The sequence below is a fragment of the Paraburkholderia sp. UYCP14C genome (assembly GCF_004197395.1).
Lineage (GTDB): Bacteria > Pseudomonadota > Gammaproteobacteria > Burkholderiales > Burkholderiaceae > Paraburkholderia.
Window position 1 is genome coordinate 13,088 of record NZ_SELS01000035.1, and the last position, 19,404, is coordinate 32,491.

A 19,404-nucleotide genomic window follows, 5' to 3' on the forward strand; every position below is an offset into this window, starting at 1 on the left:
TTCATGACTCGACTGATCGCTTTGCTTGTGCTCGCAGGAACCGCGATGCTCGTCACCGGTTGCAACACGATGGCGGGCGCCGGCCAGGACATTTCGAAGGGCGGCAACGCCATCACGAACTCGGCGGAAAAGGCTAAATAAACCGACACATGGCAGTTGCATTTTCAGAGCCCGTCGCGGGATGCCGCGGCGGGCTTTTTTTCGTGAAAGTTCGCTCGCTGGCTTTCGACGCGCCGCGTTTTCAGAACGCGATAAAACGGCACGGCGACCCACTGCCGTGGATCGCCGTGCCGTCCCCCTTCCCGATCTTCCGGAGTCCCTGGTTGTTTGGCTAGCGCGTGCGGATCGTCACTGCTCGCGCTGCGCAGGGCTTATCCGGCCATCGGCGGCCCCCGTCATTGCCCGGTCAACGTATTCGACAGTTCCACGCTCGGCGTGCCCGTGTTGCCGTTCTGCGCGATCAGCAGATGAATCTGCCCAGGAGCCAGCTGGCTCAACGTACCCCCGATCGGCACCGACGTGATCAGCCAGTCGGCGTTGTTCGCGAGCGAGAACGAGTTCGACTGGAAGATCGGCGTCTTGCTGCCGGCCACGGTCGCGATCAGCACGTACTGGCCGCCCGACACGTAGATCGAATCCTGGCCGCTCGCCGGCACCGCGTTCTTGAACGACACGCCCGCAATCGTCGGCGATACGTTGGTGATGCTGGTCGAGGTGGCCTGCACGAGGTAGAGGTCGAGGTCCGTCGCGTTCGCCGACGCATTGAAGCCGCGCACGCGCGCGTCATTGGTCAGCAGGCCCTTGTCGAACGGATCGTCGATCAGGCCGATGTCGGGCGCGGACAGGCCCGGCAACGCGAGCACCGTGTACACGTGGCCCTTCGCGACATCGGGGAAGTTGCCGCTCGCGAGCGTGGTCTTCGTGCCGGTCGCCGCGTAGGCGACGCTCGTCGAGCCCGTGTTGATATTGGTGAGGTTGGTCACGCCTTTATACGCGATGTTGGTCTGCCCGGAAGGGGCGCTGCCATTGACGAGGAAGTCGACGGCGGGGCCGCCCGGAATCGCGTGAATGAAGTGGATCTCGGGATTGGTCAACCCAAGTTCCTTGCCGGCATCGCTGCTCCCGCTGCCGCCGCATGCGCTCAGTACCGCCGCGGCCGCAACGACCGCTGCCATCGTTCGGATCATTTTCATTGTGTTCACCTGTCTCGATGTCGGGCTTGACGCTCATCGCCCATTGATACGTGGACGAGCGCGGCATACCTCGCGGTCGTCCCCCTCCCGTCCGTGCCGCACGGTGCGCCGGTTTTCCGGTGGGCGCGTCCGTGTCGATGGACGCTCGCATTCAGCAATGGCTGTGCCGTGGCCCTAAAAATTGGCGTGAGACGACTGACCAATGTCTTGCGGATCAATGGATTGCGGAGATTTAGAATTTTTCTTCGGCGCTGCGGCCGGGACCGCGGTGTATCGTTCGTGCGGCCTCCCCACTTACACGGTCCCTGCATGTCTTACCAACACTTACTCGCCGAGCTCGACCTGGGCTTCACACGTCTGCGCAATCGCGTCGTGATGGGTTCGATGCACACGGGCATGGAAGACCGCTTCTGGCATTACCCGCAACTGGCCGCGTATTTTCGCGAGCGCGCGAAAGGCGGCGTCGGCCTGATCATCACAGGCGGCATTTCGCCGAATCGTCAGGGCTGGCTGCTGCCGTTCGGCGGCACGCTGAACTCGGTGTTCGACCTGCGCAATCACCGGCTCGTGACCGAGGCCGTGCATGCGGAAGGCGGCAAGATCGCGCTGCAGATCCTGCATGCGGGATGTTATGGCTATCAACCGTTCGTGGTGTCGGCCTCGGCGGTGAAGTCGCCGATCTCGAAGTTCAAGCCGCGCGCGCTGACGCTCGCCGGCATCGAGCGAACCGTGCGCGACTACGCGCGTTGCGCGCGGCTCGCGCAACGCGCGGGCTACGACGGCGTCGAGATCATGGGCAGCGAAGGCTATCTGCTGAACCAGTTCCTGTGCCCGCGCACGAACCACCGCACCGATCGGTACGGCGGCAGCCTCGAGAATCGCATGCGGCTCGCGTGCGAGATCGTCGAGCGGGTGCGGGCCGAATGCGGCGAGCGCTTCATCGTCGTGTACCGGCTGTCGCTGATCGATCTGGTCGAGGGCGGCAATACGTGGGAAGAAACCGTGCAGGTCGCGCAGGCGCTCGAAGCGGCCGGCGTGACGATCTTCAACACCGGCATCGGCTGGCACGAGGCGCGCGTGCCGACCATCGTGACCTCGGTGCCGCGCGCGGCGTTCGCATCGCTGACCGGGCGTCTGAAGGCCTCGGTCAACGTGCCGGTGATCGCGTCGAACCGCATCAACACGCCCGAGGTGGCCGATGCGCTGATCGCCGACGGCACGGCGGATCTCGTGTCGATGGCGCGGCCGCTGCTCGCCGACTCCGACTTCGTGCTGAAAGCCGCCGCGGACCGCGCGGACGAAATCAACACCTGCATCGCGTGCAATCAGGCCTGCCTCGATCACACGTTCAAAAACCAGCGCGCGAGCTGTCTCGTCAATCCGCGCGCGGGACGCGAAACCGAGCTCGTCTACCGTCCGCTCGCGAGCGCGCAAGCCGTGCGCTCGATCGCGGTGGTCGGCGCCGGGCCGGCCGGCTTGTCGGCCGCGACGGTGGCGGCCTCGCGCGGCCATCGCGTGACGCTGTTCGAGGCGAGCGACAGGCTCGGCGGCCAGTTCAATCTGGCGATGCGCGTGCCGGGCAAGGAAGAGTTCAGCGAGACGATCCGCTATTTCGGCAGCCAGTTGCAGCGCCATCGCGTCGACGTGCGGCTCGGTACGCGCGTCGATGCGGCGCTGCTCGCGGCGGGCCTCTACGACGACGTGATCGTCGCGACCGGCATCGTGCCGCGGCGTCCGGCGATCGCCGGCATCGACGGGCCCAACGTGCTGTCGTATGTCGACGTGCTGCGCGGCGCGCCGGTCGGCGCGCGCGTCGCGGTGATCGGCGCGGGCGGCATCGGCTTCGACGTCAGCGAGTTTCTGCTGCATCGCGCGGGCGAGCCGCTGCCGGTGCCGCGCGATACCTGGCTCGACGAATGGGGCGTCGACCTCGCGGTGCGCGAACGCGGCGGCCTGAAGCCGCCTGCTCCCGCGCTACCGGTACGGCAGATCTGGCTATTGCAACGCAAGGCCGGCAGGCTCGGCGCGGGGCTCGGCAAGACGTCCGGCTGGGTGCATCGCGCGGCGCTCGCGAGGAATGGCGTGCAGATGCTCGGCGGCATCGAGTATCGGGAGATCAGCGCGCGCGGTCTGAGGATCGCGCGAGACGGTGCCGACCAATGGCTCGACGTCGATACGATCGTCGTGTGCGCGGGGCAGGAGTCGTTGCGCGAGCTGTTGCCGTCGGCGGTCGATGGCAGCCACGGCAGCGGCGCGCCGCGTTTTCATGTGATCGGCGGCGCGAAGCTCGCGACCGAACTCGATGCGAAACGCGCGATCCGCGAGGGCGCGGAACTGGCGGCCAGGCTTTGACGGCGGGCACGCGGTTCGACGGCAACCGCGTCGCTATCAGGCGCTGCCCTTCTTGCGGTAATCGAACCAGAAAGACAGGCCGACGCTGATCAGAATCACGATCGTCGCGATCACCGTCGAGCGCGTGACCGGCTCGCCGAGCAGCAGCGCGCCCAACGCGACCGCGACGAGCGGATTCACGTACATGCAGCTGCTCGCGATGATCGGACTCGTGTGGCGAATCAGGTAACCGTACGCAATATACGCGGCCATCGTGCCGATCAGCATCAGATACAGGAACGCGACGAGCGGCAGAAAATGCAGTTCGAGCATCCGTTCGCCCGACGCCAACGCGACCAGCGTCGAGATCGCGCCGCCGAGGCCGACCTGCAGCGAGGTGGACAGAAACAGGTCCGACGGCAGCTTCAACACCCCGGCCAGATGCGCGCCGCCGGCCCAGAACAGCGCGCCGCACAGAATCGCGAGGCTGCCGCCGGCCGAGTCCGGCGTGCTGTCGCCGTGACTCAGAATCACGATGCCGGCGAGCCCAAGCCCGACCGCGAACCATTCGCCGCGGCCAATCTTACGTCCGGCGACGGCCGCGATCACGGTCGCGAACAACGGCACCGTCGCGACCATCACGGCCGCGGTGCCGGTGCCGACCGTGCGCATGCCGTACGCGAGCATGCCGCTCGACAGACCCACCAGCATCGTGCCGACGAGGCCCGCGTTGCGGATTTCGGCAAGGCTCGGCCAGATCGGCTTACGGCGCGCGGCGAACACGAATAGACCGATGCCGGCGAACAGGTTGCGCAAGCCCGACATCAGCAGCGGTGGAAACGAGCCGAGCGCGACGTGCACGCCGAGATAGGTCGAGCCCCACACCAGATAAACGACGGCCAGCGCGAGCGCGAGTTGCCCGTTGCGCGACTGCGGCAAACGCAGCGGCCAGCCACGCGGAGAAAAAGCGGAAGAGCGTTGCAGCGACATGCGTTCAGCCCGCCGTCGCCACTCGACCTGCGCGCTGCGCTCGATGCCCGCGCGGCGCCGGGCCTGCGTCGATGCCTTGCGGGCGGGATGGCGGGCACCGCATCGGCGATGCGGTCTGGGGGGCGAGGCTGGCGGACATGTCGGTGGAACGGTAAGACGATGGGCGGCGCAAGAAGCGCCAGAAACGGCTGTGGCGGTGGAATCGGTCAAAACGACCTGATGCCGGAAGGCCGCGATGCGCGGCGGCTACGCTGATGAAAGCCGCCGCGCGCACCGCATTATGCAGTAAGCGCCGAGTGCGCCGCGCGTCAGAATCGTAACTTTTTGGCGTGCCTGCAACAGAAAAGCCGGGGACGCATCCCCGGCTTGCCTTCGACCCGCAATCCAACCGATGCGCCGCGCATCGGCAGGATCGCTAAGCACCGTGGCCGTGTACTCAGTTGCCCATCGCGCCCGACGCCTCGTGCTTCATGCCCGTCGCATCGCCGCCCTTTTTCATCGAGTCGTGTTTCATCGCGTCCTTCTTCATACCGTCCTTCGACATGCTGTCTTTGGACATTGAATCTTTCGACATCGCGTCCTTCGACATCGCATCGTTGGACATCGCGCCGCTCGCCTGCGCGAACGCCGTGCCTGCGCCCGCCAGCATCAGCAACGCGACCGTGGTGATTGCAATCTTCTTCATGGGATGACTCCGTTGGTGGTGAATCATTCGAAACCGGCTCGAGCCGGGGTGCTTCCGAAGCCGCTGCCGCAAGCGAGCGTGCGCCCGCATGCGTCAGGAGCCTCCGAACCAGTTGTAGCCCTGGTCGACCCAATAGCCGCCGGGAAACGTGTTGGTGACGAATATCTCGACGATGTGCTTCGGATTCTTGTAGCCGAGCTTGGTCGGCATGCGCAGCTTCATCGGATAGCCGTATTTCGCGGGCAGCCGCTCGCCGTCGTAGGAAAACGTCAGCAGCGTTTGCGGATGCAAGGCGGTCGGCATGTCGATGCTTTCGTAGTAGTCGTCCGCGCATTTGAAGCCGACGTACTTCGCCGTCGTATCCGCGCCGACACGCCGCAGGAAATCGGCGAACGGCGTGCCGCCCCAGCGGCCGATCGCGCTCCAGCCTTCGACGCAGATATGCCGCGTGATCTGCTCGGCATGCGGCAGCGCGTACAGCTCGGGCAGCGTCCACACGCGCTGGCCGGTCACGAGGCCGCTCAGTTTCAGCTGGTAGTCGGAGCCGTCGACGTGCGGCACGTCGTCGATGCCGTAGTACGCATTGAACGGAAACGGCCGCGTGATCTGCGCTTCGGTGTAGGTCGGCGCGAGCTGCTTCGGATCGAACAGCGCGGCCTGCGCGCGATCGTTCAGCCGGGATACGGCAGTCAGGAAATGGTTCACTGAAGCGTCGTCGGTCAGCGAGCAGCCGGTCAGCATCGACAGGCCGCCGAGCGTCAATAGCTGCTTGCCGAACAGGCGCCGCGACGGCATCGCCAGTTCGCGCTTCGCATCGATCAGGATCGATGCGCGGTCGAGCGTGTGGCTAACGCGCGGCGCGGATGGGTCCGCTGGTTTGTCGGTCGGCTTGTTCATGATTCGGGATCCGTAAGGAATTCGCGTTGCGCCTGGTTGCGCGAGCGCATGAGCATCAGCGTGGGCAGCGGCGCATCAACGTCCGCTCAGCATCGCGAGCAGCGAGCGCGGCACGAGCGCGACCATCGCCAGATGCACGGCAAGAAACGCGGCCAGTAGCGACATCGCGCTGAAGTGCACGACGCGCGCGCTGTCGTAGCCGCCCATCAGTTCGCGCAGCAGCGGAAACTGCACCGACTTCCAGATCGCGAGTCCCGACAGCACGAGCACGATCAGATCGGCGATCGCAAACAGGTAGGCGAATTTCTGCACCGCGTTGTAGACGCGCAGATCGTCGTGGGCCAGCTTCCCGCGCAACGCGGCGATGAAATCGCGCAGCACCGCGCGCGGCGTCAACGGCAGGAACTTGCGCACGAAACGCCCGCTCGCGAGATTCAGCGCGATATACACGAGGCCGTTGAACACCAGCAGCCACATCGCCGCGAAGTGCCATTGCAGCGCGCCGCCGAGCCAACCGCCCAGCGTGATCGCGGTCGGAAAGCCGAACGCTGGGAAGATCGGCGACGCGTCGTAGATGCGCCATCCCGACAGCATCATCACGATCGCGGCGAGCGCGTTCAGCCAATGCGTGATGCGCAGCCACAGCGGGTGGATGACGCCGCGCTTCGGTGCGGCGGGCGCGGCGGGTGCGTCGGGACGCAAGGTATGGGGTGTGGCCATGGGGCTCTCCTCGAACGGCGGTAGAGAATGCGGCGCGCGCGATGCCGATCAACGGCACGCGGGAAGATCGGTCGCTTGCAGCACGTCGCCGCTCGCGTCGCTTTCGACGAACGCGACCACGCCGAAGCGCTCGGCGCCGGCGCCTGGATCGGCTTTCGCAGCGACGCTGGCATCGCGGACGTCGACGTCCTGATGAATCCGCGCGTGACCGGCAACAAGTGGCACGGGCCCGAACCAAGCGCGCACCACACGCTCGTGATGCAGCGTCGCGCCGCGGTTCTCGCCCGCGCCGACCTGCGACGTCAGCGCGTTTTCGTAGACCGCGACATAGCCGCTCAACGGACCCGTGGCGGCTGCCGCACTGCTGAACTGCGCATCGACATCGAACGCGCCGGGGGTATGCGGGCTCAGCGCGAGCGCGACGCTCGCCTGCGCGGGTTCGGCGACGAGCTCGTCGATGCGGCGCTCGAAACTGTCGCGTTGCGACCAGTCGCGCAGCTCGCGGCCCGCGACGAACACTTCCGGCGTATAGATCGTGTGCGCGCCGCCGAGACGGGTCAGCGTCTGCTGACGTTCGGTGAAGCGATGCTGGGAAAAGCGGTCGGTCCAGCCGAGGCTGTTCCAGTAGTCGACGTGCAGCGCGAGCGGCACGATGCCGTGCGCGGCGCCGTCGCTTTTGAATTGACCGAGCCAGCGGTCGGCGGGCGGGCAGCTGTCGCAGCCCTCGCTGCTGTACAGCTCGACGAGCGCGACCCGGTGCGCGGGGCTGTGCGTGGTGCACGGGGGCCCGGCCGCGTCGGCTGCGGCAATGCCAGAACCGCTCAGCAGAAGAAACGCGAGGCCGGCGGCGGCTGGCGAAAAAAACGTAAAGCGCTGAAGTATCGAGCGATTGTGCGAGGTCGACATGACGTGCTCCGATCGTAATCTGCACGTTTGTCGACCCGCGCGGCCGGTTATGACAAGCCTGTTTTAATTTTTTTCGGCGTGGGTTGAACCCGTCAAGGCTCGCCCTCGATTCAGTCGTAACTGACCACCACCGTGACGCGCGTGTCCCTATCGGTACGCTTCGCGTCCAGCGACTGCATGCCGCCGTTCACTTCGAGCGCGATATCGACCCCGCCGGCGACGCCCGGCGGCGCGCTGAAGGTCACCGTGCGCGAAAAGCGCTGACCCGCCCCGCTCGCGCTATCGACAGCGACGCCGGTGGGCGCCATCGCCGTGCTGATCTGCATCGGCGGCGCGACGATCATCCCCGCGAACCGGATCACCCCGCCCGTCACCGTCGATGCCGCCGGCGCCGCCAGCGGCGCGGCGAGCAATGCCGCCATCGCGACCGTGCGATCGAAGGTTCGCCACCGCCTTGTTTCCGCTTTCATGTGCACCTCTGTGTCGATCGGCGCGAGTCACGCCGCGCCATTCACGCGCCATCCCGCGAATCGGTTCGCTGGAGCGCGCCCTTCGCAGCACTTTCTTTAGCGGCAATCTTCCGACTGGCTCGAACGTAAGGTGGATCAGGTCGTCTTCATCCGGCATCGCACAAAAGCGGCTTCTCGGCGCGGCGCGACGTCGCCAGCGGAGGTGCCCGACGCAGCGTGCTAACATCAAACTTCGATCAAACTTCGTCTCGCTGCTGCCGCGCGGCCTCACGTTTTATCGCGCGACACCTTTCGTTCGGTCTTCTGCCAACCTCTGGTCGTTTTGCCCGTGACTTCTTTGCGTCGTCCGACTTTCCGTGCTCTCGCCCGTTTGCGCCCACGCCGCGCAAGCGGCGACGCGCGCGCGAGTGTCGCGCGGCAAAGCGCCGGGGGGACGTCCCGAACGCTCCCGCTTCACGCCGCCCGGCGCCCTCGCTGACGCAGCCCGCCATACCCTGGGCCGCGTCGCCGGGCTCCGGGCTTTCCGATTCGTTCATTCATCCGCCGACCACCCCGCGTGGGTCGTCGCACGCGGCCTTCCTGCAACGTTTATCCGGAGTCCTTGATGATGAAGAAGATCAAAACCTGCTATCTGACCGAACTCGACGTGGCCCGCCTCGAGAAACACGCGGCTGCCGACACGAAACTGCAGCACATGCTCGACGACGTGCTCGAACGCGCGGTGATCGTCGACTCGCACGACGTTCCCGCCGACGTCGTCACGATGAACTCGCAAGCGACGCTGATCGACACAGCGAGCGGCGAGCAGATGACGTGGACCGTCGTCTATCCGCCCAACGCCGATTTCGCGCACGGGCGCCTGAACGTGTTCTCGCCGGCCGGCCTCGCGCTGCTCGGCGCGCGCCGCGGCGAGAGCATCCGCTTCACGCCGCCGAGCGGCGATCACAAAGTGCTGAAGCTCGACAAAATCCTGTATCAGCCCGAAGCCGCCGACGATTTTTTGCTGTAAGCCGGCTGTTCCCTGGCTGTAAGTTGCCCTGTCTGATGCGATCTCGAATCAAGCGTAGGAGATGTCCGGTTTCATCTGGACCAATTTTCTGAATCGTTCGGACAGGTTGCCAAACCGCGGGCGGCCGGTGTATCGTGTGCGCTGCTAACGCGGGGGTCCTGCGTGGCGCGGAGCTGGAGGTCCGCGTTGCGTGGGTGAGAAATACCCTTTGAACCTGATCTGGATAATGCCAGCGCAGGGAAGCGTACGGAATTCGCACCCAGCCTCAACCGCCTCACCTCTCCCGCGAATTCCGACCACTTCCATCTCGGTCTCCTGCTTAGCCGCCCCACTTTGTACGGAGACTTACATGAACGCCAATCCGAAGTTTATTTCCGCCGAAGCCCACGTGGACGAGGCGGCCGTCGCGCCGTTGCCGAATTCGCGCAAGGTCTACGTGACCGGCTCGCGCGCCGATATCCGCGTGCCGATGCGCGAAATCTCGCAGGCCGACACGCCCGACAGCTTCGGCGGCGAAAAGAATCCGCCGATCTACGTGTACGACACGTCGGGCCCCTACTCCGACCCGGACGCGAAGATCGACATCCGCGCGGGTCTGCCTGCGCTGCGTCAGACGTGGATCGAGGAGCGCGGCGACACCGAGCCGCTGACCGGTCTGTCGAGCAGCTTCAGCCGCGAGCGCGCCGCCGATCCCGCCACCGCGCAGCTGCGCTTTCCGGGCCTGCACCGCACGCCGCGCCGCGCAATCGCCGGCAAGAACGTCACGCAGATGCACTATGCGAAGCAAGGCATCATCACGCCGGAAATGGAATACATCGCGATTCGCGAAAACCAGCGTCGCGCCGAATATCTGGAGACGCTGAAGGCGAGCGGCCCGAACGGCACGAAGCTCGCCGCGATGATGGGCCGCCAGCATCCCGGCCAGGCATTCGGCGCGAGCGCGTTCGGTCCGAACGGCCTGAGCGAAATCACCGCGGAGTTCGTGCGCGAGGAAATCGCGCGCGGCCGCGCGATCATTCCGAACAACATCAATCACCCGGAAAGCGAGCCGATGATCATCGGCCGCAACTTCCTCGTGAAGGTCAACGCAAACATCGGCAACTCGGCGGTGACCTCGTCGATCGGCGAGGAAGTCGACAAGATGACGTGGGCGATCCGCTGGGGCGGCGACACGGTGATGGATCTGTCGACCGGCAAGCACATTCACGAAACGCGCGAATGGATCATCCGCAACAGCCCGGTGCCGATCGGCACGGTGCCGATCTATCAGGCGCTCGAAAAGGTCAACGGCAAGGCTGAAGACCTGACGTGGGAAATTTTCCGCGACACGCTGATCGAGCAGGCTGAGCAGGGCGTCGACTACTTCACGATCCACGCGGGCGTGCGTCTGCAATACGTGCCGCTCACGGCGAACCGGATGACCGGCATCGTCTCGCGCGGCGGCTCGATCATGGCGAAGTGGTGTCTCGCGCATCACAAGGAAAGCTTCCTGTACGAGCATTTCGAAGAGATCTGCGAAATCATGAAGGCCTACGACGTGGCCTTCTCGCTCGGCGACGGTCTGCGTCCCGGCTCGATCTACGACGCCAACGACGAAGCGCAACTGGGCGAGCTGAAGACGCTCGGCGAGCTCACGCAGATCGCGTGGAAGCACGACGTGCAGGTGATGATCGAAGGTCCGGGCCATGTGCCGATGCAGTTGATCAAGGAGAACATGGACCTGCAGCTCGACTGGTGCGACGAAGCGCCGTTCTACACGCTCGGGCCGCTGACCACCGACATCGCGCCGGGCTACGATCACATCACGTCGGGTATTGGCGCCGCGATGATCGGCTGGTTCGGCACCGCGATGCTGTGCTACGTCACGCCGAAGGAACACCTCGGCCTGCCGAACAAGGACGACGTGAAGACCGGCATCATCACGTACAAGCTCGCCGCGCATGCGGCGGACCTCGCGAAGGGTCATCCGGGCGCGCAGGTGCGCGACAACGCGCTGTCGAAGGCGCGCTTCGAGTTCCGCTGGGAAGACCAGTTCAATCTCGGTCTCGACCCGGACAAGGCGCGTGAATTCCACGACGAAACGCTGCCGAAGGATTCGGCCAAGGTCGCGCATTTTTGCTCGATGTGCGGCCCGCACTTCTGCTCGATGAAGATCACCCAGGACGTGCGCGAGTTCGCCGCCCAACAGGGCGTGACCGACGACGAAGCGCTGAAGAAGGGCATGGAAGTGAAGTCAATCGAGTTCATGAAGCAAGGCGCGGAGATTTATCAGCGGCAATAAACCGCTTGCGCAATTCGCGCGAGGCTGCACCGCAGTATCGAAGCCCGCCGGCATGGCGGGCTTTTTTCGTTTCGTCGAGCAGGCACGCTGCGTGCTGAGGGATGGAAACAATCGTTTCCAACAACGAACGGAGGCAGCATCATGAAATCGATCCGTCAATTCAGTGCCCGTCTGGGCACGGTCGCAGTCGCCATTTCGCTCGTCGCAGGTCTCGCAGCATGCGACGGTATGTCCCCACGCACACGCGATACCGCAATCGGCGCCGGCGTCGGCGGCGCGGCCGGCGCGGCGATCGGCGGCAGCGCTTTGTCGACGCTGGGCGGTGCTGCGGTAGGCGGCGTGATCGGCAATCAGGTCGGCAAGTGAGCGTTGCGGCCGATGAGCGCCCAGGCGTTCAGACAGGATGACGAACGATATTTTCCGACCGCGACCCAGGGTGCGCAGGGCCGTGCATGCCGCGCCCTCGCGTCGACCACGCGCGTGGAAACAGACTGAAATATGCGGTTGCTGTTTTGCCACAGCGCTGCCGCGGCAAGAGCGTAAGCTCCTCATCACGATGTCGCGCGAAGCGCCATCGGTTCATCGAGGAGCGTGCCATGGAGTCCCGCGTCGTCAGCCATCTTCGCGCGGTGCGCCTGTCGACGCCACGCGATTCGTCCCGTTTTTCCGCGCGCTTCGCTCGGCCCGCCGCCACGATTTCCGCGCTCGCTTCCAGTCTCTTTTTAGCGGGCTGCTATTACCCCGCCGGCTACTATCCCGCCGGCTATTACCCGGCGTACTACTCGACCGCACCGGCGACCACAGCGAACCAATCCGCGCCGGCGACCGATCCACAGCAGCAGCCTCAAGCTCAGGCGCAAATGCAGGTCGTGCCGCAGAACGTGCCGCCCGCTTACGTAGCTCCCCCGCCCGCATATGCGGCGCCGCCGGTTTATCCGGCCTACTATCCGCCGCCGGCCTATCCTTACCCCGCTTATTACGGCTATCCCGCCTACTACGGACCGTCGATCGCGATCGGCGTCGGCGGCTATTGGGGTGGCCATTGGGGCGGCCACTGGCATTGACCCGCCCTCTCTCGTCGTGAAGCGTGCTCGCGCCGGCACTTCGGCTACCGGTGCGCGCGTATCTTCATCAGTCGTTTTTCCTGCGCCTATCGGCTGCCACCGCGCATACTGCGCCCGTACTTTCCCGGCTTGACGCGCCAATATGGCGCTCTATGCTTGGAAGGCTTCATGCAGCACCCGCTTAAATCAGGCGACGCCGCTTCGTCGAGACCACTTGCGAGCGTCCGCCGTGTCACAGCGACGCGCCGTCACGCGCATTCCCCCGCGTCGAATTACACAACAACGAAGGAGACGTGATGTTTCACCAACTACTCACTCCGGTCGGCAATTCGCTTTTTCCGTCTTTCATCGTCGCCGCGCTACCGATCATCGCCGTGCTCGCGCTGCTCGGCTGGGCGCGCAGGCCCGCGTGGCAAGCATCGCTCGCGGGACTGATCATCGGTTTGATCGTGGCGGTTTTCGTCTGGCAGTTTCCGGTCGGGCTCGCGTTCAACTCGGTCGCGGCCGGCGCCGTGTTCGCGTGCTGGCCGGTCATGTGGATCGTGTTCACCGCGATCCTGCTGTACAACATCGCGCAGCGCTCGGGGCGCTTCGCGGCCTTCCGCCTGTGGATGATCGACAACCTGCCGAACGACCGGCGCATCGTGCTCGTCGTGGTCGGATTTTCGTTCGGTGCACTGCTCGAGGGCATCTCCGGATTCGGCACGCCGGTTGCGATCACGAGTTCGCTGCTGATCATGCTCGGCTTTCCGACGCTCGAAGCGCTGACCTTCACGCTGATCTTCAACACCGCGCCGGTCGCGTTCGGTGCGCTCGGCGTGCCGATCACGGTGCTCGGCGCGGTCACCCATCTGCCGTCCGACTTGCTCGCGAAAATGGTCGGGCGGCAATTGCCTTTCTTTGCGGTCCTGCTGCCCTTCTATGTGATCGGCGTGTACGCGGGCTTTCGTAACATGCTGCGCGTCTGGCCGGTGCTGCTGGTGTCGGGTCTGAGCTTCGCGCTGACCCAGTTCGTCGTCTCGAACTTCGTGAACTACAGCCTGACCGACGTGCTGTCTTCGCTGGTTTCGCTGATCCTCACCGTCGCGTTCCTGCGCGTCTGGAAGCCCGCCGTCGATCCGAAATTCGCGGTCAACGTCGACCGCATCAATGAAGTGCGCGGCAAGATCGGCGGGGTGCAGGGCTGGTATCCGTGGATCATCGTGTCGGTCGTCGTGATCATCTGGACTGTCGCGAAGATCTTCACGATCGGCGACATCAAGGTGTCGTGGCCGGGTCTCGACAAGGCCGTGTTCATCACGCTGTACAACACGCCGTACGCCGCGATCTGGGACTTCCAGCCGCTCGCGACCGGCACCGCGATCCTCGTCGCGGCGCTCATCACCGCGTTCGTCGTGCGGCTCTCCCCGGCTGAATTCGGCAAGGCGATCGGCGATACCTGGGTGCAGACGCGCATCGCGATTCTGACCGTCGCGACGATCGTCGGCCTCGCCTATCTGATGAACTACTCGGGACTCACCTATACGCTCGGTCTCGGAGTGGCGTCGGTCGGGCCGCTGTTTCCGCTCGTGTCGGCGTTCCTCGGCTGGGTCGCGGTGTTCCTGTCGGGCAGCGATACGTCGGGCAATGCGCTGTTCGGCAATCTGCAGGTGGTCGCGGCCAACCAGCTCAATCTGAATCCGGTGCTGATGGCGGCGACCAACTCGTCGGGCGGCGTGATGGGCAAGATGATCTCGCCGCAGAATATTTCGACCGGCGTCGCGACCACCGAGTTGAAGGGCAAGGAAGGCGTCGTGTTCGCCAGGACCTTCAAGCATTCGATTCTGCTGACGGTGCTGCTCGGCCTGCTCGTCTGGGCGCAGCAGAACTTCCTGCAGTGGATGATTCCGCATTGAAGTCGTGCCGCTAGCGGCGTAATGCAATTCACATCGTTTGGTAAGGGCGCCCGCTTACGGCGGGCGCCCTTTACAATCCCGTCCTCAGCAACGCCCCGACGAATCGCAATTTTTCTCACATAACGGTGAGAATTGCTCGTTTGGCACGCGTCGCCCGCAACACTTACGATCGACATCACCGGACGCGGCCGTCTCCCGGATCTTGCCGTTTCATTCCACTCTGAAACGATTCGCGCGATCGCACTGCTACGATGTGCTGGCGTCCCGACTCAACCGCGCCCGGCGCCATTCCAATGAAAGCCAGAAACCTGTTGCAACTGCTGATTCTCGCCGCCCTGTGGGGCGCGTCGTTCCTGTTCATCCGCGTCGGCGTGACCGACTTCGGCGTTGCGCCGCTGATGGCGCTGCGTGTCGGCATCGGCGCCCTCTTTCTCGCGATCGTGCTGATCGCGCGACGACCGCTGCAACAATCCGCCACCGTGTTGCGCACGCGCGCGCTGCCGCTGCTGGTGGTCGGCATCCTCAACTCGGCGGCACCGTTCTGCCTGTTCGCGTATGCCGAGCTGACGCTGTCGGCGGGCGTCACGTCGGTGATCAATGCGTGCGCGCCGCTGTGGGGCGCGCTGGTCGGCTTCATTTGGCTGGGCGACCGGCTCAGCGGGCTGCGCACGCTCGGTCTCGTGGTCGGCTTTCTCGGCGTGCTGATGCTCGTGTGGGATCAGATCGCGACGCCGGCCGGCTCGGCCATCTCGCCGCTGACCGTCGCGCTCGCGGCCGGCGCGGCGCTCGGCGCCACGCTGCTCTATGGCATCGCCGCCAACTACACGAAGCGTCACCTGACCGGCGTCGACGCGCTGACCGTCGCGACCGGCACGATGATCGGCGCGACGATCGTGCTGCTGCCGCTCGCGGTGATCTACTGGCCCGCCGCGCCGATCTCGCTGCGCGCGTGGAGCGCGGTGATCGCGCTCGGCGTCGCCTGTACCGGCGTCGCGTACATGCTGTTCTTCCATCTGATCGCGGTCGCCGGGCCGACGCGTGCGATCACGGTGACCTTCGTGATTCCGATCTTCGGCATCCTGTGGGGCGCGTTGTTTCTCGGCGAGACGGTGTCGCCCGGCATGCTCGAAGGCTGCGCGGTGATCCTGGTCGGCACCGCGCTGGCGACCGGCGTGGTCAAGCGCTTGCCGTGGATGGGGACGCGGCGCGCGGATACCTGAGTGCACGGAGACAGTTCGCAGCCGCGCGCGGTCGCGGATAGCGCGCGCAACGCGCTGGGATGCGGATCGAGGAAACCCGGGGAGAGTGACGTCACCGCGATCACGTCGCGTCACTCTGGCTCAGATCGGCACACCTCGCGCGTCGAAATGCCTGGTCGAAAAAAAACCGCCCGGATTTCTCCGGGCGGTTTCGTCTTACCGGCGGCGTAGGCCGCGAGGCTCGGGTATCAGTGCAGCTGGTCGACCATCAGGCTCATGATCTGCTTGGCCTGCGAGCTTTCGTCGAGCTGCCCCTTGTCGTCGACCACGGCCACGCGCGTCTGGTTCGGCGTCACCGCGCGCACGTTCACGCGATACTGCTTGGCGACCTTCTCCTTCCGGCCGTGGAAGACCTGGCTCCAGAAGCCCTGCTCGGCCGACGACATATCCTTCGGATCGACATAGCGCACGAAATACAGGCCACGGCTCACGTCGCGGTCGTCGACCGTGAAATTGCTGCGATCGAGCGCGAGGCCCACGCGCAGCCACGCACGGTCATACGGCTCGCCGAGCGTGAGTTCGGTCGACGAGAGCTGCGCCGACGTGTTGTTGTTCGCCGAATCCGCGTCCGGCATCGGCGGCTGGGCCGAGAGCACGACGTTCTGCGCGGCCACGGCGGCCGTTGCCGACTTCGCGCCCGCCGTCGCCGCGTTCGGCGCGGTCTGCGTGCCCGCAGGCGACAGTTCGGCGTTCTGCGTGCCAGCCGCGGTGGTACCCGAATCGGCCCGCGCGAGCGACGCCATCAGGCGCTTCAGATATTCCTGCTCAAGTGCCGGGTCGTTCGGCTTCGGTTGCCACTGGGTCGACTCGTTGTTGGTGCCGGTGATCGCCTCACGCATGCCTTTCTGGCTGACGAACACGTAGGTGCCGCCGTTCGGCGCCGCTTCGAGACGGGTGCGGAACTTGTTGCGCTCCGAGGCCACGTAGCTGTTGCCCATTGCCTTCGACAGCGTGTTGCGGATGAAGCCGTCGTTGATCTGCGCGTGGGTTTCGTTCCAGTCGGTTTCCATCACGCCCTTGTCGCGCTGGTCGACGACGAGCAGGAAACCCTGCTCCTGCCAGAAGCGGCGGATTTGCGGCCAGGCCTGATCAGGCGTTTTGTTGTCGAGCACGAGCCAGCTTTCCGTGCCGTCGCGCTGGATATGGATGCCCTGCACTGCCGGCACGACCGCGACCGCGTCGCCGGCCGGCGCCTGCGCCTGCACCTGTTTGAGCGTGGACAGCGAAGTTTCGCCGCCCTGCGGCGGCAGCGAGCGCTGATCGGCCGTCTCGTCGATCATGTTCGGCGGTACGGCAAGCGATGCCTGCTTCGAACGGGAGTCGCTCCTATAGTCGATTTTGGTCGGCGACGAGGTGCCGCAGGCCACCAGCCCGCCTGCCATGAGCATTACTGCAAACCGCTTGGTGAGACGAAAATCAATCATGTTCGGGGAATCCTTCCGCAACGCCACGGCAAGTTTCCGTGGATCAACCCAACATTTTACCGGTCCCGGCGAGACGTGTGCAAAAACTGGGGTTTGCCCGCGAATCGCCCGGTGGAAAAGGGCATCCCGGCAGCGGCAGATGGAGCGCAAAGGTCCGGTGCCCGCACGATGATCGCCACGGTGAGTCGCATGCGATGGCGACGAAGCGACAACTGGAAAAATGTCCTCGCCCCTCCCTCCTATTTACCTGCTGATGAGGTAAATTTCACACTCAATGACACTTTCGGATTGACCTCGGGAGTGCTCCTATCTTTTCGTCGGAGGCCTGTCGAATAAGGGTTTCCGGCCTGCATGCGGCTCATTTTTTCAACCTCGCGGGCGTTCCTGGCCGCCGCGGTGTGCAAAGAACTGAAAAAACCGGTGCTACGTTAATCGCGTTATCTCAATAAAAAATCCGGCGCCAAACGAGGAAGGCCTCATGTCCAAGTCCTGTTTCAATCCATCCGCTATCGCGTCCGCGATCGCCGTCGTCGCATGCTGCGCGAGCTTCGGCGCGCATGCCGAATTGGGCGGCACGATGCCGAGCCAACCGACGTCGGGCGCGAGCGCGCCTCGCACGCTGCTCAATGGCGCACTGCGCGAGCGCACGTGGACCGATGCCGGCAATACGACCATCAGCGAATACGCGACCAGCACCGGTCTGATCGTCGCCTACGCATGGCAAGGCCCGACGATGCCGGATCTGCACGCGCTGCTCGGCAAATACGGCGACTCGTACAAGACAGGCGCCGCCGCGGCGGGCGGCAGCGGCAACCTGCATGCGTCGCGCGTCACGCGCTCCGACGTGATCGTCGAGTCCGGCGGACCGATGCGTGGCTACGTCGGACGCGCGTGGCTGCCGGCGGCTTTGCCCGCCGGCGTCACCGCCGACGACATTCAGTGACGCGTGCGCCCCGCACGCGTCGCTCGCGCACCCTTCTTGCCTGAGTTCCACCCGACGGACCGCCACGCCATGAAATCCGCCCTGCGTTTCCATGCCCTGCTTCTGATCGTCTGCGCGGCCCTCGTCGGCTGCGGCGGCGGAGGCGGCAGTTCCTCGTCCAGTTCGTCCGGCTCGGGCTCGACGCCGTCCGCGAGCACGCCGACCTCGCCGACCGGTCCCAGCGGCGCGTCGAACACGAGCGCGACCGTGCCGCAATCGACCACGCCCAACGTGCAGCCGGTCACGGTCAGCGTATCGCCCGGCAATACGCGCAACATGCTGACGACGAGCGTCACCGTCTGCCAGGCCGGCACCAGCAACTGCGCGACGATCGACGACATCCAGGTCGACACCGGCTCGAACGGCCTGCGCATCCTCGCCTCGGCGCTGCCGACGACACTGTCTCTGCCGACCATCGCCGCGGGCAGCGGCGCGAGCGCCGAATGCGCGGTATTCGGCAGCGGCTACGCGTGGGGCTCGATCCGCAACGCGGACGTGCGCATGGCTGGCCAACAGGCATCATCGATTCCGATCCAGGTGATCGCCGACAGCGCGCTGCCCGCCGCCCCCGCCGACTGCGCGAACTCGGGCGCGTCGCTGCTGACGGTGTCGAGCCTGCACTCGAACGGGATCCTCGGCGTGGGTCTGTTTCCGGTGGACTGCGGCAACGGCTGCTCGAACTCCGCATTGCCGCGCTGGTATTACAGCTGCACGACGAGCGGCTGCACCGCGACCGCGCAGCCGCTCGCGCACCAGGTCACCAACCCGGTCAGCAGCTTCCCGCTCGACAACAACGGCGTCGTGATCGACCTGCCGGCCGTCGCCGATGCGGGCGCGGCCAGCGTGTCGGGTTCGCTGATCTTCGGCATCGGCACCCAGTCGAACAACACGCTGACTAGCACGAACGTGCTGAAGGCGAACTCGGTGACCGGCTACGTGACGACGAGCACGGGCGGCCAAACCTATGCGGTGAGCTATCTCGACAGCGGCTCGAATGGCCTGTTCTTCCATTCGACGCAGTTCCCGTTGTGCGGTGAGTGGTACTGCCCGACTTCGACGCAATCGGCGAACGCGTCGCTGACCGGCATCGATGGCGTGTCGAGCACGGTGTCGTTCGACGTCGGCGATTCGAATACGCTGTTCGCGTCGTCGAACAATGCGTTCGACAACCTCGCGGGCGATTCGAGTCAGGGCTTCGGCTGGGGCTTGCCGTTCTTTTACGGCAAACGCATTTACACGGCGATTGCGGCGCGCAATACGTCGGCCGGCCAGGGGCCGTACTACGCGTTCTGAGGTTG

18 protein-coding genes and 1 riboswitch are annotated in these 19,404 nt (G+C 65.2%); of the genes, 10 read left to right on the plus strand and 8 right to left on the minus strand.

Annotated elements, in window-relative coordinates; translation table 11 throughout:
• Positions 1-3 precede the first annotated feature (3 nt).
• Positions 4-141: an entericidin A/B family lipoprotein gene (locus tag EVC45_RS27185; protein ID WP_129961307.1), complete on the plus strand. Its 138-nt coding sequence runs from the start codon at positions 4-6 to the stop codon at positions 139-141.
• A 254-nt stretch (positions 142-395) separates the two neighbouring features.
• On the opposite strand, the gene EVC45_RS27190 is transcribed toward EVC45_RS27185, so the two are convergent.
• On the minus strand, positions 396-1,193 hold the full coding sequence (locus EVC45_RS27190; RefSeq protein WP_129961308.1) for a DUF4397 domain-containing protein: 798 nt from the start codon (positions 1,191-1,193) through the stop codon (positions 396-398).
• Positions 1,194-1,502: 309 nt separating this feature from the next.
• Between EVC45_RS27190 and EVC45_RS27195 the strand changes: the two genes are divergently transcribed.
• On the plus strand, positions 1,503-3,545 hold the full coding sequence (locus EVC45_RS27195) for an NADPH-dependent 2,4-dienoyl-CoA reductase (protein WP_129961309.1): 2,043 nt from the start codon (positions 1,503-1,505) through the stop codon (positions 3,543-3,545).
• Between the two features lie 36 nt (positions 3,546-3,581).
• On the opposite strand, the gene EVC45_RS27200 is transcribed toward EVC45_RS27195, so the two are convergent.
• The 6 genes from EVC45_RS27200 to EVC45_RS27225 all read right to left on the minus strand — a co-directional run bounded on the left by EVC45_RS27200 (position 3,582) and on the right by EVC45_RS27225 (position 8,192).
• Positions 3,582-4,514, minus strand: a complete 933-nt coding sequence (locus EVC45_RS27200; protein ID WP_129961310.1) for an EamA family transporter — start codon at positions 4,512-4,514, stop codon at positions 3,582-3,584.
• Between the two features lie 436 nt (positions 4,515-4,950).
• Positions 4,951-5,199: a pentapeptide MXKDX repeat protein gene (locus EVC45_RS27205; RefSeq protein WP_129961311.1), complete on the minus strand. Its 249-nt coding sequence runs from the start codon at positions 5,197-5,199 to the stop codon at positions 4,951-4,953.
• A gap of 93 nt (positions 5,200-5,292) precedes the next feature.
• Positions 5,293-6,096: a molybdopterin-dependent oxidoreductase gene (locus EVC45_RS27210; protein WP_129961312.1), complete on the minus strand. Its 804-nt coding sequence runs from the start codon at positions 6,094-6,096 to the stop codon at positions 5,293-5,295.
• A gap of 75 nt (positions 6,097-6,171) precedes the next feature.
• Positions 6,172-6,816, minus strand: a complete 645-nt coding sequence (locus EVC45_RS27215; RefSeq protein ID WP_129961313.1) for a cytochrome b/b6 domain-containing protein — start codon at positions 6,814-6,816, stop codon at positions 6,172-6,174.
• Positions 6,817-6,864: 48 nt separating this feature from the next.
• Complete coding sequence (locus EVC45_RS27220) at positions 6,865-7,722, minus strand: thioredoxin family protein (RefSeq protein ID WP_129961314.1); 858 nt, start codon at positions 7,720-7,722, stop codon at positions 6,865-6,867.
• 110 nt (positions 7,723-7,832) lie between these two features.
• Positions 7,833-8,192 carry a hypothetical protein gene (locus tag EVC45_RS27225; RefSeq protein ID WP_129961315.1) on the minus strand — a complete coding sequence of 120 codons (360 nt, stop codon included), beginning with the start codon at positions 8,190-8,192 and terminating at the stop codon, positions 7,833-7,835.
• Between the two features lie 607 nt (positions 8,193-8,799).
• Between EVC45_RS27225 and EVC45_RS27230 the strand changes: the two genes are divergently transcribed.
• The 6 genes from EVC45_RS27230 to EVC45_RS27255 all read left to right on the plus strand — a co-directional run bounded on the left by EVC45_RS27230 (position 8,800) and on the right by EVC45_RS27255 (position 15,661).
• Positions 8,800-9,201, plus strand: coding sequence for a GreA/GreB family elongation factor (locus tag EVC45_RS27230; RefSeq protein WP_211193485.1), 402 nt, complete (start codon positions 8,800-8,802; stop codon positions 9,199-9,201).
• A 141-nt stretch (positions 9,202-9,342) separates the two neighbouring features.
• Positions 9,343-9,460: riboswitch (TPP riboswitch) on the plus strand.
• Positions 9,461-9,550: 90 nt separating this feature from the next.
• Positions 9,551-11,482: a phosphomethylpyrimidine synthase ThiC gene (gene thiC / locus EVC45_RS27235; RefSeq protein ID WP_129961317.1), complete on the plus strand. Its 1,932-nt coding sequence runs from the start codon at positions 9,551-9,553 to the stop codon at positions 11,480-11,482.
• Between the two features lie 141 nt (positions 11,483-11,623).
• A complete protein-coding gene (locus EVC45_RS27240; protein ID WP_129961318.1) occupies positions 11,624-11,848 on the plus strand; it encodes a glycine zipper 2TM domain-containing protein in 225 nt (74 codons plus the stop codon).
• Between the two features lie 230 nt (positions 11,849-12,078).
• Entirely contained in the window at positions 12,079-12,546 is a 468-nt protein-coding gene (locus EVC45_RS27245) for a hypothetical protein (protein WP_129961319.1), read from the plus strand.
• A 296-nt stretch (positions 12,547-12,842) separates the two neighbouring features.
• A complete protein-coding gene (locus EVC45_RS27250) occupies positions 12,843-14,441 on the plus strand; it encodes an L-lactate permease (RefSeq protein WP_129961320.1) in 1,599 nt (532 codons plus the stop codon).
• Positions 14,442-14,734: 293 nt separating this feature from the next.
• A complete protein-coding gene (locus EVC45_RS27255) occupies positions 14,735-15,661 on the plus strand; it encodes a DMT family transporter (RefSeq protein ID WP_129961321.1) in 927 nt (308 codons plus the stop codon).
• 227 nt (positions 15,662-15,888) lie between these two features.
• On the opposite strand, the gene bamC is transcribed toward EVC45_RS27255, so the two are convergent.
• The gene (bamC, locus tag EVC45_RS27260; RefSeq protein WP_129961322.1) at positions 15,889-17,124 is read right to left on the minus strand and encodes an outer membrane protein assembly factor BamC; all 1,236 of its coding nucleotides are present in this window, start codon (positions 17,122-17,124) and stop codon (positions 15,889-15,891) included.
• 478 nt (positions 17,125-17,602) lie between these two features.
• On the opposite strand from bamC, the gene EVC45_RS27265 reads away from it, so the two are divergent.
• Entirely contained in the window at positions 17,603-18,067 is a 465-nt protein-coding gene (locus tag EVC45_RS27265) for a DUF2844 domain-containing protein (RefSeq protein WP_129961323.1), read from the plus strand.
• 69 nt (positions 18,068-18,136) lie between these two features.
• Positions 18,137-19,399 (plus strand): DUF3443 domain-containing protein, encoded by a 1,263-nt coding sequence (locus EVC45_RS27270; RefSeq protein ID WP_129961324.1) that lies wholly within the window; start codon positions 18,137-18,139, stop codon positions 19,397-19,399.
• Positions 19,400-19,404 lie beyond the last annotated feature (5 nt).

Bases quoted from the DNA above. Each gene is read 5' to 3' on its own strand.
- EVC45_RS27185 (WP_129961307.1), top strand. From the start codon at position 4: ATGACTCGACTGATCGCTTTGCTTGTGCTCGCAGGAACCGCGATGCTC.
- EVC45_RS27190 (WP_129961308.1), bottom strand. From the start codon at position 1,193: ATGAAAATGATCCGAACGATGGCAGCGGTCGTTGCGGCCGCGGCGGTA.
- EVC45_RS27195 (WP_129961309.1), top strand. From the start codon at position 1,503: ATGTCTTACCAACACTTACTCGCCGAGCTCGACCTGGGCTTCACACGT.
- EVC45_RS27200 (WP_129961310.1), bottom strand. From the start codon at position 4,514: ATGTCGCTGCAACGCTCTTCCGCTTTTTCTCCGCGTGGCTGGCCGCTG.
- EVC45_RS27205 (WP_129961311.1), bottom strand. From the start codon at position 5,199: ATGAAGAAGATTGCAATCACCACGGTCGCGTTGCTGATGCTGGCGGGC.
- EVC45_RS27210 (WP_129961312.1), bottom strand. From the start codon at position 6,096: ATGAACAAGCCGACCGACAAACCAGCGGACCCATCCGCGCCGCGCGTT.
- EVC45_RS27215 (WP_129961313.1), bottom strand. From the start codon at position 6,816: ATGGCCACACCCCATACCTTGCGTCCCGACGCACCCGCCGCGCCCGCC.
- EVC45_RS27220 (WP_129961314.1), bottom strand. From the start codon at position 7,722: ATGTCGACCTCGCACAATCGCTCGATACTTCAGCGCTTTACGTTTTTT.
- EVC45_RS27225 (WP_129961315.1), bottom strand. From the start codon at position 8,192: ATGAAAGCGGAAACAAGGCGGTGGCGAACCTTCGATCGCACGGTCGCG.
- EVC45_RS27230 (WP_211193485.1), top strand. From the start codon at position 8,800: ATGAAGAAGATCAAAACCTGCTATCTGACCGAACTCGACGTGGCCCGC.
- thiC (WP_129961317.1), top strand. From the start codon at position 9,551: ATGAACGCCAATCCGAAGTTTATTTCCGCCGAAGCCCACGTGGACGAG.
- EVC45_RS27240 (WP_129961318.1), top strand. From the start codon at position 11,624: ATGAAATCGATCCGTCAATTCAGTGCCCGTCTGGGCACGGTCGCAGTC.
- EVC45_RS27245 (WP_129961319.1), top strand. From the start codon at position 12,079: ATGGAGTCCCGCGTCGTCAGCCATCTTCGCGCGGTGCGCCTGTCGACG.
- EVC45_RS27250 (WP_129961320.1), top strand. From the start codon at position 12,843: ATGTTTCACCAACTACTCACTCCGGTCGGCAATTCGCTTTTTCCGTCT.
- EVC45_RS27255 (WP_129961321.1), top strand. From the start codon at position 14,735: ATGAAAGCCAGAAACCTGTTGCAACTGCTGATTCTCGCCGCCCTGTGG.
- bamC (WP_129961322.1), bottom strand. From the start codon at position 17,124: ATGATTGATTTTCGTCTCACCAAGCGGTTTGCAGTAATGCTCATGGCA.
- EVC45_RS27265 (WP_129961323.1), top strand. From the start codon at position 17,603: ATGTCCAAGTCCTGTTTCAATCCATCCGCTATCGCGTCCGCGATCGCC.
- EVC45_RS27270 (WP_129961324.1), top strand. From the start codon at position 18,137: ATGAAATCCGCCCTGCGTTTCCATGCCCTGCTTCTGATCGTCTGCGCG.